We start from the raw sequence: 12222 nt of genomic DNA, 5'->3' as shown, positions 1-12222 counted from the left end.
CCACTAGATCAGACAGGTGATTCCCAGCTGAAGTGGACGAACACCCGACGGACCGGTGTGTCGCGCCGCTGCCTGCGGCTCCCCGGTGGAGGGCAGCGCCGGGCGACAGGGTTCAGGTGCCGTAGCGGCGCTGGCGGTTGGCGTAGGAGCGCAGCGCGCGCAGGAAGTCGGTGCGGCGGAAGCTCGGCCAGTGCACGTCGCAGAAGTAGAACTCCGAGTGGGCGCTCTGCCACAGCAGGAAGCCCGACAGCCGCTGCTCCCCCGAGGTCCGGATCACCAGGTCCGGGTCGGGCAGGCCGCGGGTGTACAGGTGGTCGGAGATGTGGTCGACGTCGAGGATCTCGGCCAGCTCCTCGATCGTGGTGCCGGCCTTCGCGTGCTCGTGGAGCAGGGAGCGGACGGCGTCGGCGATCTCGCGGCGGCCGCCGTAGCCCACGGCCAGGGAGACCTGGGCGCCGCCGGCGCGCTCGACGGTCTTCTCCTGGGCCGCCTTCAGGGTCTGGGCCGAGGAGCCGGGCAGCAGGTCGAGGGCGCCCACGATCCGCAGCTGCCACGGGTTGCGCTCATCGGCCAGGTCGGCGGCCAGGCTCTCGATGATCTGCAGGAGCGGGTCGAGCTCCTGCGCCGGGCGGGAGAGGTTGTCAGTGGAGAGCAGCCACAGGGTGACGTGCTTCACGCCGGCGCCGTCGCACCAGCGGAGCAGCTCCTTGATCCGCTCGGCGCCGACCCGGTGGCCGTCATTCGGGTCGACGTAGCCCATCTCGCGGGCCCAGCGGCGATTGCCGTCGACGATCACCCCGACGTGGTGCGGCTTGGGCTTGCCGAGCATCCGCCGAGCGAGACGCTTCTCGTACAGCGAATAAACCACGTTACGCACACCCACGGCAGCAAAGGCTAGCGCCCCGAGCCGGGAAGCAACACCATCAGCCAGCCACCGGACAGTACCGGTTCAGTAATCGGGCGAGCGGCCGGCCGATTGACAGGCCAGCCGCTCACCAGCGAAAACACCCGATCAGGCGACGCCCAGCCGGGCCCGCAGGGCGTCCAGCTCGGCCCAGAGAACTCCCGGCAACTTCTCGCCGAACTGTTCGAACCACGCCTGGATCTGCGGCAGTTCGGCCCGCCACTCGTCCGGGTCGACGCGCAGGGCCGCGGCCAGGTCCTCGGCGCTCAGATCCAGGCCGGCGACGTCCAGGGCGCCGGGGGCGGGCACGGAGCCGATCGGGGTGTCGAGCGCGGCCGCGGTGCCCTCGATGCGCTCCACGACCCACTTGAGGACCCGGGAGTTCTCGCCGAAGCCGGGCCACAGGAAGTGGCCGTCGCCTTCCCCTTCGACACTGGCGCGGCGGAACCAGTTCACGTAGAAGATCCGCGGCAGCTTCGTGACGTCGGCCTTCTTGCCCATGTCGATCCAGTGGGCGAAGTAGTCCCCCGCGTGGTACCCGATGAAGGGCAGCATCGCCATGGGGTCGCGCCGCACCACGCCGACCTTGCCCACCGCCGCGGCGGTCGTCTCGCTGGACAGGGTCGCGCCGAGGTACACGCCGTGCGCCCAGTCCCGCGCCTCGGCGACGAGCGGCACGGTGGTCTTGCGGCGGCCGCCGAAGAGGATCGCGTCGATCGGCACGCCCCGCGGGTCCTCGTATTCGGGGGCCAGGATCGGGCATTGCGAGATCGGGGTACAGAAGCGGGAGTTGGGGTGTGAGGACAGCTCGCCGGACTGCGGGGTCCAGTCCGCGCCGCGCCAGTCGGTGAGGTGCGCGGGCGGCTCACCCATGCCCTCCCACCAGATGTCGCCGTCGTCGGTGAGCGCCACGTTGGTGAAGATCGAGTTGCCGCGGGCGAGGGTGCGCATCGCGTTGGGGTTGGTCTTCCAGTCGGTGCCGGGGGCGACGCCGAACAGGCCGAACTCCGGGTTGACCGCGTAGAGGCGGCCGTCCTCACCGAAGCGCATCCACGCGATGTCGTCGCCGAGCGTCTCGACCTTCCAGCCGGGGATCGTGGGCTCCAGCATCGCCAGGTTCGTCTTGCCGCACGCGCTCGGGAACGCCGCCGCGATGTACTTGACGACCCCCTCCGGCCCGGTGAGCTTGAGGATCAGCATGTGCTCGGCGAGCCAGCCCTCGTCGCGCCCGATGACGCTGGCGATGCGCAGCGAATAGCACTTCTTGCCCAGGAGGGAGTTGCCGCCGTACCCCGAGCCGTAGCTCCAGATCTCGCGGGTCTCCGGGAAATGCGAGATGTACTTCGTCTCGCTGCACGGCCACGCCGTGTCCTCGGTTTCGGCCCCGGGCTCCAAGGGCGCCCCGACGGAGTGCAGACAGGGCACGAACGACGCGTCGGCGCCCATCTTCTCCAGCACCGACGTGCCCATCCGGGTCATGATGCGCATTGACGCGACGACGTACGGCGAGTCGGTCAGCTCCACCCCGAACATCGGACTGTCGGCGGTGAGCGGCCCCATGCAGAACGGGATGACGTACATCGTCCGCCCGCGCATGCACCCGTCGTACAGCTCCGTCATGCGCCGCTTCATCTCCTCCGGCGCCATCCAGTTGTTGGTCGGCCCCGCGTCAGCCGGGTCGGCCGAGCAGATGAACGTCCGCTCCTCGACCCGCGCCACGTCCGACGGGTCGGTGCGGGCCCAGAACGAGTTCGGCCGGGCGGCCAGGCGCACCAGCGCGCCGCTCGCGACGAGCTCGTCGGTCATGGCCCGCCACTCCCGCTCGGAGCCGTCGCACCAGACCACGCGCTCCGGCCGGGTGAGCGCGGCGACCTCGCGAACCCAGGCGAGCAGCCGGGTGTGCGGGGTCGGCGCCTGATCAAGACCTTGAACGGTAACCGGGGCAACCATGGGCATGACTCCTTCGGTCAACACTGACCTCGAGGTGTACGGAACCGCGGCGCGCGATGGTGCGAGCGCGTCGTCGACTTTCACGGGGTTTTCATCAGACTAGGCCCGCGGGCCGGGGGCAGCAGCGTGAGACCTTGTGAAAACCTGCACAAGAACGGGAGACTTTCCACCCCACACGCAGAAATTCGCGCGATTTTTTCGTGCAGCGCGCATTACTGCGCAAACGTGACAGTGCCTTACCCTGTGCTGCGTGACCGTGACCGATCCGCCGACGCCATCACTGCTGCGGCGCCTGTACACGCGCTTCGAGGGCCTGGTCCGCGAGGGCCTCAAGTTCGGCACGATCGGGCTCATCACGTTCCTCATCGACACGGCCGTGTTCAACCTGCTGTGGGGGCCGCTCAACACCCTCGTCGCCGGCGCGATCTCGATGACCGTGGCGGCCACCTGCGCGTTCATCGGCAACCGGTTCTGGACCTGGCGCGACCGGGCCCGCACGGACCTGCGCCGCGAATACGGGCTGTACTTCGTGTTCAACCTGGTCGGCCTGCTCATCGCGCTGACCTGCCTGGCCGTCAGCCACTACGCCCTCGGGTTCACCAGCCAGCTGGCCGACAACATCGCCAAGAACGGTGTCGGGCTCGTCCTGGGCACCCTGTTCCGCTTCTGGTCGTACCGCCAGATCGTCTTCCGGGAGAAGCCGGAGGACACGGCCGGCACCACCGCCGTCGCGGAGCGTGAACGCTCGGGGTGACCTGTCCCGCAGTCAGCCTCGGGCGGGCGCGGAGTTTGGTCGCTTACCGTAAGGTTGGCCGGTGCGCTTCGCCAGCAGACTCCGTGACCGCTTCATCCCCGAGCGGTTCCACGCGCTCGCGACCGAGCTGTTCAAGTTCGGCGCGGTCGGCTGCGTGAACACCGTCGTCGACTTCATCCTGGTCAATGCCCTGCTGTTCATCGGGCCGCTGAAGGCCAAGATCGTCGCGGTCGTCGTGGCGACCACGCTCTCCTACATCATGAACCGCCAGTGGACCTACAAGGACCGCGACAGCGGCGGCATGCGCCGCGAATACATCCTGTTCTTCGCGCTCAACGGCGTCGGCCTGCTGATCCAGGAGGCCGTGCTGGCGGTGGCCAAGTACGGGCTGCACTTCAGCGAGTCCAACCCCGACGACCGGCTGGCGTTCAACATCGCCAACGCCGCGGGCATCGGGCTGGCGATGATCTTCCGCTTCTGGGCGTACCGCACCTGGGTCTTCACGCCCGGCGAGCCGGAGCGCAGCACCGAGGAGCGCGAGATCGAGGCGCTCGAGGTGGCGTTCTCGGACACCGCCGTCGTCGCCCCGGACGACAGGCAGATCGAGGCCCTGGAGGCCGCCTTCTCCGACCCGGCCGCGGCCCCGCCGGCGCCGCGCCAGCCCGCCGAAGAGCTGGAGACCCCCGCCGCGAAGCGCTGACGGGGGTCACGCAGAAGAACAGGGAAAGCTCAGCTCGCCGGCTCCGCGTCGTTCTTGATCTCGCGGACCAGCGCGTCGCGGTCGTCGTCGCCGAACGTGTGCTTCTGCCGGTCGGCGTCGACCAGCTCGTAGAGCACGCTCTGCGTCTTCTCCACCTGGGGCAGGTCGGTCAGCTGGACCTGGCCGCGCTCACCGGCCGACTCGATCGTCAGCGTGCCGCAGCCCAGCATCCGCTCGAACAGCGAGTGCGAGAACGACACATCGTTGATCCGGCCCATCGGGATGTCCCGGCCGCTGCGCGAGAAGACACCGTTGCGCATGATCACCCGCTCGTTGGTGAACACGTAGTGCGTGGTGCGCCACTTGATCCACGGCCACACGGTGACGACGATCACCAGCACGAGGGCCACGCCGGCCGCGATGTAGTTCGCGATCGCACCCCAGTCCACGAAGATCGCGAGCGCGACGACTGCCGCGACGGCCAGCACGAACCAGACCACCGGCAGGAACAACGCCTTCCAGTGGGGGTGCAGGTGCAGCACCACCTGCTCGTCCTTCGTCAGGACGCTTTCCGGGAACCCCACGCGAAACCCCTCCTCGAACATCAAATGTCGCAGGTGAGGCTAGACCCTGACCGCCACCCGGCGGCACTGCCTACACAGTCGGATCCAGGCGCGCGTGCACGACATCGCCGGCCGCCACCGGCCGCACGGTCTGGAACCGGTCCGTGACTTGGAGTCTCCCGTCGCCGTCGACGCCGCTGGCCAGGCCCTCCAGCACCTCGCCGCTTGGCAGGTCCACGCTCACCCGACGGCCGATCGTGCCGCAGTGGAAGATGTATGCCTCGCGCAGCCCGGAAGCCTCGGGGTCGCCCCCGTGCTCCGCGAAACGCCTGTACCAGTCGGCGAGGGCGCGCAGCAGGGCTCGCAGCAGCGGATCCCGGTCGGTCGACACCGCGCCGCCCAGGACCAGTGACGTGGCATCGGGGCGGGGCAGCTCGTTCTCGTGCAGCGTGACGTTGAGGCCGATCCCCACCACCACGGCCCCGTCAGCGGCCTCGGCCAGGATGCCGGCCGTCTTGCGGTCGCCCTGTAGCAGCAGGTCGTTTGGCCACTTCAGGTACGCGTCGATGCGGGCCACCCGCCGCACCGACTCGGCCAGCGCCACCCCGGCCAGCAGCGGCAGCCAGCCCAGCCGGCCCGGCGCCACCGCCGGGCGCAGCAGCACGCTCAGCGCCAGCCCGGCCCGCGGCGGCGACTGCCACCGCCGGTCCAGCCGCCCGCGGCCGGCGTTCTGGCTCTCCGCGACGATGATCAGACCCTCCGGGGCGCCTTCGCGGGCGGCCGCGGCGACATCGGCGTTCGTCGAGCCGGTCTCCTGGACGATCCGCAGCTCGGTCCAGAGCCCGCCCGGCACCAGCAGCGCCTTGCGCAGCGCCAGGGGCCGCAGCGGCGGCCGGTCGAGATCGGAGAACGCGCCACCGGTGGAAATGTTCACAGCTCGACACTATGCCGACGCCATTAGGCTCCACGGGGTGACCAGCAAGCAGGGTGTGACAGCGAAGCAGCCGGCCGACGTCCACTCCACGGCGGGCAAGCTCGGCGATCTGCAGCGGCGCACCGACGAGGCCGTCCACGCCGGCTCGGCCCGCGCCGTGGAGAAGCAGCACTCGCGGGGCAAGAAGACCGCCCGCGAGCGCATCGAGCTGCTGCTCGACCCCGGCTCGTTCGTCGAGCTCGACGAGCTGGCCCGGCACCGGTCCACCGCGTTCGGGCTGGAGAAGACCCGGCCCTACGGCGACGGCGTGGTCACCGGCTACGGCACCGTCGACGGCCGCCAGATCTGCGTGTTCGCCCAGGACTTCACGGTCTTCGGCGGCAGCCTCGGCGAGGTCTTCGGCGAGAAGATCGTCAAGGTCATGGACCTGGCGATGAAGATCGGCTGCCCGGTCGTCGGCATGAACGACTCCGGCGGCGCGCGGATCCAGGAGGGTGTCGTCTCCCTGGGCCTCTACGGGGAGATCTTCTTCCGCAACGTGCGCGCCTCGGGCGTCATCCCGCAGATCTCGCTGATCATGGGCCCGTGCGCGGGCGGTGCGGTGTACTCCCCCGCGGTCACCGACTTCACGGTCATGGTCGACGGGACCTCGCACATGTTCATCACCGGCCCGGACGTCATCAAGACCGTCACCGGCGAGGACATCGGCATGGAGGATCTCGGCGGGGCGCGCACGCACAACACCAAGTCGGGCAACGCGCACTACCTGGCGGCCGACGAGGACGACGCGATCGACTACGTGCGGGCGCTGCTGTCGTACCTGCCCTCGAACAACATGGACGACGCCCCGGTGCTCGACGCGCCGGCGAGCCTCGAGGTCACCGACGAGGACCTGGCCCTCGACGCGCTGATCCCGGACTCGGCCAACCAGCCCTACGACATCAAGACCGTCGTCGAGTCGGTCGTCGAGGACTTCCTGGAAGTACAGCCGCTGTTCGCGCAGAACATCGTCGTCGGCTTCGGCCGGGTCGAGGGCCACCCGGTGGGCGTGGTGGCCAACCAGCCGATGCACTTCGCGGGCTGCCTCGATATCGACGCGTCGGAGAAGGCGGCCCGGTTCGTGCGGACCTGCGACGCCTTCAACATCCCGATCCTCACGTTCGTCGACGTCCCCGGCTTCCTGCCCGGCGCCAGTCAGGAGTGGGACGGCATCATCCGCCGCGGCGCGAAGCTGATCTACGCCTACGCGGAGGCGACGGTCCCGAAGGTCACAGTCATCACCCGCAAGGCGTACGGCGGCGCGTACGACGTCATGGGCTCCAAGCACCTCGGTGCCGACCTGAACTTCGCCTGGCCGACGGCGCAGATCGCGGTGATGGGGGCGCAGGGCGCGGTCAACATCCTGTACCGCCAGGAGCTGCGCGACGCCGAGGACCCGGCCGCGCTGCGGGCCGAGCTGGTCCAGCAGTACGAGGACACCCTGGCCAACCCGTACGTCGCGGCCGAGCGCGGCTACGTCGACGGCGTCATCGCGCCCTCGGCGACCCGGGTCGAGATCGTGCGCGCCCTGCGCCTGCTGCGCACCAAGCGGGAGACCCTGCCGCCGAAGAAGCACGGCAACATCCCGCTGTAGCTACGGCCGGGGCCTGAACGTGCCGCGGATGATGTTGTAGATGTTGTGGGCCGACGCCTGGACCCACATGTCGGCCGTGCACTCCCAGTAGATGGTCTGGCCCAGGTCGGGCCGGACCCGGCAGCTCAGGTTGGACGCCCGCATGGGCCCCTGCGAGCTGTCGTAGGTGAACTGCCAGTCGGCGCAGTCGCCCCAGTAGTCCTTGACCGGGTCCATCCCGAGCCGGTGGTAGTTCGCGTAGAGGCCGAGCTGGAGCCGGGCGCTCTCGAGGGCTTTCGCGGCCGCCACCGGGTCGCCGGCCGGGGGCGCCGCCGTGGTGTCGATGCCGACCCGCATGCCCGGGACGGTGTTGGACTCGTAGTACACCATCGTCGGTGACACCGGGTCCGGCACGCGCTTCCAGCCGACCGGCAGGCCGATCCGGAAGCCGAACTGCGGGTCGGTGAGGTACTGGAACCCGTCCGGCAGCTGGATGGTGTCGGCCCCGATGCTGGCCACGACCGTCGGCGACGGCGTGACGGAGGGCCGGACGGGGATCGCGTTGGCACCCACCGACGCGCCGCCCGGCGCAGGCCGGTCGGGGCCGGGGTCCGCGCCGGTGTCGGACAGCAGCAGCACCGCGGTCACGGCCAGGGCCAGGGCGGCCGCACCCACCGCGACCCAGCCCCACCGCCGGTTCGGCGGGACGGTGCGGTCCAGGTCGTCGTCGATCGAGCCCATCGGCAGCAGCCCGTCGCTGGAGCCACCCGACCGCTCGACCGTGCGCAAGGCGGAGATCGCCACCGGGGAGACGACGGCGGGGGCGCCCGGCTCACGGCTGACCGGGGCGACGGCCGCCGCGACCGGCGAGGCGGGGTGGCCCTCGCGGGAGCGGCGCGGGCGGGGCAGCGCGGGCATGCTCCACCAGGGCCGGCCCTCCCCCGCCGCGGCCCGCAGCAGCAGCCGCTCGGTCTCGGCCATCCCGGCCCGGTTCCGCGGGTCCTTGCGCAGCAGGGCGGTCAGCGCCGGCTTCAGCACGCCGGCCCGGGTGGGGGCGTCGGGCTCCTCGGTGGCCAGGGCGGTCAGGGTGGCGTACGTCGTCGAGCGCGCGTACGGCGAGCGCCCCTCGACCGCGGCGTAGAGCGTGGCCCCCAGCGACCACATGTCCGACTCGGGCCCCGAGATGCCTTCGCGGGCCCGCTCGGGCGAGATGTACTGCGGCGAGCCCAGGATCAACCCCGGCCTGGTCACGGCCCCGTCGCCGCCCTCGAACACGGCCAGGCCGAAGTCGGTGAGCACCACCCGGCCGGTGTCGGCCAGCAGCACGTTGCCCGGCTTCACGTCGCGGTGGAGGACTCCGGCGGCGTGGGCGGCCCGCAGCGCGTTGAGGACGGCGAGCCCGATGCGGGCCACCCGCTCGGGCGGCAGCGGCCCGTCCTCGGTGATCACCTGGTGCAGGGAGCGCGACGGGACGTACTCCATGACGATCCACGGCGCCTGCTCGGTGTGCACGACGTCGTAGATCCGCACCACGTTGGCGTCGTTGAGCCGGGCCGCCGCGCGGGCCTCCCGCAGGGTGCGCAGCCGCAGTTCGTCGCGCTCCTCGCGGGTCAGGCCCTCGGGCGGGACGACCTCCTTGATGGCCACGTCCCGGCGCAGCATCTCGTCGCGGGCCAGCCAGACCCGGCCCATGCCACCGGCACCGAGCTGCTCCAGCAGGCGGTAGCGCTCGGCGACCAGGACTATGGGCTGCGTCATTACCAAGAAACGTACCCAACCAGTGCACCTGGGAAAAACCCCGGTTCTGGTGAAGATCGTGGTCAGTCGGTCCGGGATCGCAGCACCATGATCAGCAGGATGAGCAGGCCGATTCCCACCAGACCGGCACCAATGAGGGCAACCGGCAGGACCCGGAAGGTATCGAGGACCTTCTGCTGGGTCGGGGCGGCCGGCGCGGCGTCGTAGGTGACGGTGACGACGACCGTGTACTGCTGCGCCTCGTTGGCGGCGTCGGCCCCGATCTCGATGACGCCGGGTACGGTCAGCTGGGCACTGCCGGCGTTGGGGTCGACGGTGCCGGTGATCGAGACCTTCGCATCCTTCGCCGTGGGCGCCTGCGGCTCCTGGACCGTGCACTTCGTCGGGCTCAGGAAGCCGATCGGGCCGGGCAGCGAGGCGTCGCCGTTGTCGGTGCCGCCGAGCACGGCCCGGCCGCTGGAGCCGTCCTCGCAGTCGACGTCGACGATCAGGGCGCCGGCCCGCCCGGCCACGTCCCCGGCGAAGCGCACCGTCAGCTGCAGCGTGCTGGCCTCGTCGAAGATGTAGGTCGCCGTGCACTTCGCGGCGGGTGCGGCGGCGGCCAGCGGTACCACACCGGCGCCCACCTCGGGCAGGTCCTGGGTCTCGCCCGGGTCGCAGGCGAACGAGCTGAGCCGCCAGCTGCCCTCCGCCGTCGAGATGGGCGCGATCGGCGTGACCAGGTACTCCCCGAACGCCAGCGACGCGGGCACGTCCCCCTGGGCGATCGCGGCGACACCCAGCCCGGTGGTGGTGGCCACGCCGGACCAGCCGGGCCCGCCCTGCGTGCGCGGGGTGACCGCGAATGACGCGGCCGCCATCCCGCCGATCGTGACCCCGCGCAGCTCCAGCGAGCCGCCCTTGCGCGTCACCCGCAGCGCGCAGTCCACCGGGACCGATGCGGTCACGTTGACCGTCACGGTCAGGCCCTCGGGCTTGAGCTCCTGGTCGCCGCAGCCCACGCCGGTCAGGCTCCAGGCGGCCGCGTCACCGGCGGGCGGGGTGAGCGTGACCGCGTACGCCGCCGGGAGCAGCGCGCCGAGGTCGTCGCCGGTCGCGACGGAGGCCGAGCCGTCGCCGGTGGCGGTCGCGGTCAGGTGCCGGGGCGCGCCGCCCGCCGGGTCGGCCACCGCGAGCTGGAAGGGGCCGCCGGCCCTGTCGGAGTACACCCGCAAGGTCAGGCCGACCGGCGACGGCGGCGGCGTGAAGGTGAACGTGCACGTGACGACCTCGCCGGGCGACAGGGTCACCGCCACCGTGCCGGTCGGGACGTCGGCCGTGGCCAGGCTCCGCCCGGCGCCCGTCTTCGTGCAGCCGACGTCGGCGAGGGTCCAGCCGGCCGGGGTGTCCGCCACGACGGTGCCGGCCGCCCCACCCGCGCTGCGCACGAGCGTCGCGTCGGTTTTGGCGTCGGCCACGACCCGCTTGTCGGCGGCGTAGCTCGAGCTCACGTTGAACGTGAAGCGCTGCGGGTAGCCGGGGTTGGCGCTCGTGCGGGCCCGCACGATGAGCGTGCCCGTCGGCTGGGCCGCCTTGACGTAGTAGGCGAAGCAGAAGACGTGCCGCGCTCCGGAAGGGAACCCGATCCATTGCGCGTTGGTACCGCTGTGCCCGTCGACGGCACAGCGGAAGGACCCGAAGCCGTATCCGTCGGGCTGCGGCGTCCCCGGGGTGCCGCCCTGCGCCCAGAGCTGGCGCCGGGCCGCCGCCTTGGCCTGCTCGTCGGTGAGCGTGACGGTGATGGCGCCGTCGAGCACCTGGCCCGTCTTCTGCCCGGTGCGCTCCAGCGCCGGCGTGGCCGCCGCGGTCGGGCCGGAGCCGGCGGCCGGCGTGGTGACGGTGGACAGCGCGCCCTTCTTCTCGCGGCCGCCGCCGAGCGAGAACTGCCACCCGTTCAGCGGCGAGCAGTTCGACGAGTTGGCCGCCTCGACCTGAGGATCGACCTCGTTGCCGTCGTTGTACACGCTGTCGTGCCCGAGCGGCGCGGCGTTCTCGGCGGTGTCGTCGCGCACCCGGTTGCCCATCACGTGCTGATAGGAGTCGCAGGCCCGGGCCACGAACGTGACCTGGTAGTGCAGCGATGCGGACACGGACGCGGGCGTCTCACCCTCGCGCGCGGACGCCGGACCCGCCGGCGCCACCGCACCGATCAGCGCGACAGCGACGGCTATCGATATCGCCGCACATACTCGGCGAAAACGGGCGTGTGTCAATGCGCCCCCCAATTCGCCATCGACTGCCGTTCCAGTCGAGTATGCGCCGCTGAAGTGTGCGTATGCTCGCAGGACGGCAACGTTTCGGCGAAAATGCGGGAGGCCCAGTGACCGAGGAGCCGCTGTTCAGGGTGGTGCGCGGCACGCCGACCGCCGAAGAGGTGGCCGCGATCGTGGGCGCACTGTTCAGTCTTGCGCCTTCGGCGTCGGCTCCGGCTCCGGCCCGTCCGCGCTCCCGGTGGGCGCAGAGCGCTCGTCCGGGCCGGCCCCGCCATTGGCGCGCCGTCGCGGGATCGTGATCGGCGGCAGCGCCGGCAGGGTGGGCCACTTGCGGGCCACCCGCTCCAGCTGCAGCCGCTCGGCCTCCTCCGGCCCGGGCAGGTCGGCCACGAGCGGCTGGCCGCACGAGCGGCAGGTCATCGCGGCCGACGGGATGCGGTCCAGGCAGTAGGGGCAGTTGCGCAGCTCCAGCGAGCGCCCGCGCTCGACACCGATGAGCGTCATCAGCTTGATGACCATGAACAGCCCGACCGCGAGCAGCATGAACTGCAGCAGGTCGTTGAGGAAGACGCCGTAGCGCAGCGGCGTGCGATGGATCGTGATCGAGAGATTCTTGAAGTCCGGCTCGCCGACCACCGCCGCGACCGCCTGCAGGAACAGGTTCGTCACGAACGACTGGATCAGCGTGGCGAACGCGGTGCCGATGATGAAGCCCAGCGCCAGGTCGAGGACCGTGCCCCCGATGGCGATGGCTTTGAACTCCGCCCAGAGCCTGCGCACGGTCATAGATCGTAG

10 protein-coding genes and 1 pseudogene are annotated in these 12222 nt (G+C 71.0%); 4 read left to right on the top strand and 7 right to left on the bottom strand.

The window, feature by feature from the left end; all coding sequences use genetic code 11:
* Positions 1–112 precede the first annotated feature (112 nt).
* A complete protein-coding gene (locus Dvina_RS04950; protein ID WP_223101166.1) occupies positions 113–883 on the bottom strand; it encodes an isoprenyl transferase in 771 nt (256 codons plus the stop codon).
* Between the two features lie 129 nt (positions 884–1012).
* The gene (locus Dvina_RS04945; protein WP_223101165.1) at positions 1013–2854 is read right to left on the bottom strand and encodes a phosphoenolpyruvate carboxykinase (GTP); all 1842 of its coding nucleotides are present in this window, start codon (positions 2852–2854) and stop codon (positions 1013–1015) included.
* Positions 2855–3104: 250 nt separating this feature from the next.
* On the opposite strand from Dvina_RS04945, the gene Dvina_RS04940 reads away from it, so the two are divergent.
* On the top strand, positions 3105–3608 hold the full coding sequence (locus Dvina_RS04940; protein ID WP_246656036.1) for a GtrA family protein: 504 nt from the start codon (positions 3105–3107) through the stop codon (positions 3606–3608).
* A gap of 61 nt (positions 3609–3669) precedes the next feature.
* On the top strand, positions 3670–4308 hold the full coding sequence (locus Dvina_RS04935) for a GtrA family protein (RefSeq protein WP_223101164.1): 639 nt from the start codon (positions 3670–3672) through the stop codon (positions 4306–4308).
* 29 nt (positions 4309–4337) lie between these two features.
* Here the strand turns inward: Dvina_RS04935 and Dvina_RS04930 are convergent, their stop codons facing one another.
* Together Dvina_RS04930 and Dvina_RS04925 are read right to left on the bottom strand one after the other, a co-directional pair.
* Positions 4338–4892, bottom strand: coding sequence for a PH domain-containing protein (locus tag Dvina_RS04930; protein WP_223101163.1), 555 nt, complete (start codon positions 4890–4892; stop codon positions 4338–4340).
* A gap of 70 nt (positions 4893–4962) precedes the next feature.
* Positions 4963–5799, bottom strand: coding sequence for a biotin--[acetyl-CoA-carboxylase] ligase (locus Dvina_RS04925; protein WP_223105332.1), 837 nt, complete (start codon positions 5797–5799; stop codon positions 4963–4965).
* Between the two features lie 61 nt (positions 5800–5860).
* On the opposite strand from Dvina_RS04925, the gene Dvina_RS04920 reads away from it, so the two are divergent.
* Entirely contained in the window at positions 5861–7438 is a 1578-nt protein-coding gene (locus Dvina_RS04920) for an acyl-CoA carboxylase subunit beta (RefSeq protein ID WP_246656493.1), read from the top strand.
* Here Dvina_RS04920 and Dvina_RS04915 read toward each other — a convergent pair whose 3' ends face one another.
* Together Dvina_RS04915 and Dvina_RS04910 are read right to left on the bottom strand one after the other, a co-directional pair.
* Entirely contained in the window at positions 7439–9175 is a 1737-nt protein-coding gene (locus Dvina_RS04915; RefSeq protein WP_223101162.1) for a serine/threonine-protein kinase, read from the bottom strand.
* A gap of 62 nt (positions 9176–9237) precedes the next feature.
* The gene (locus tag Dvina_RS04910) at positions 9238–11304 is read right to left on the bottom strand and encodes a prealbumin-like fold domain-containing protein (protein WP_223101161.1); all 2067 of its coding nucleotides are present in this window, start codon (positions 11302–11304) and stop codon (positions 9238–9240) included.
* Positions 11305–11534: 230 nt separating this feature from the next.
* Between Dvina_RS04910 and Dvina_RS04905 the strand changes: the two genes are divergently transcribed.
* The gene (locus Dvina_RS04905) at positions 11535–11726 is read left to right on the top strand and encodes an acyl-CoA carboxylase subunit epsilon (protein WP_380030450.1); all 192 of its coding nucleotides are present in this window, start codon (positions 11535–11537) and stop codon (positions 11724–11726) included.
* Between the two features lie 247 nt (positions 11727–11973).
* Here Dvina_RS04905 and Dvina_RS55645 read toward each other — a convergent pair.
* Positions 11974–12213, bottom strand: a pseudogene (locus Dvina_RS55645) (MscL family protein); the annotation flags it as partial.
* Positions 12214–12222: the final 9 nt, after the last annotated feature.

This window comes from Dactylosporangium vinaceum (assembly GCF_019904175.1).
In the GTDB taxonomy this organism is placed as follows: domain Bacteria; phylum Actinomycetota; class Actinomycetes; order Mycobacteriales; family Micromonosporaceae; genus Dactylosporangium; species Dactylosporangium vinaceum.
The sequence above is the reverse complement of the archived record's forward strand: the minus strand, read 5'-3'. Positions and strand labels throughout refer to the sequence as shown.

What these genes read in the sequence shown, in the direction of transcription:
- Dvina_RS04945 (WP_223101165.1), bottom strand. Translation starts at nt 2,854, where the DNA reads ATGGTTGCCCCGGTTACCGTTCAAGGTCTTGATCAGGCGCCGACCCCG.
- Dvina_RS04915 (WP_223101162.1), bottom strand. Translation starts at nt 9,175, where the DNA reads ATGACGCAGCCCATAGTCCTGGTCGCCGAGCGCTACCGCCTGCTGGAG.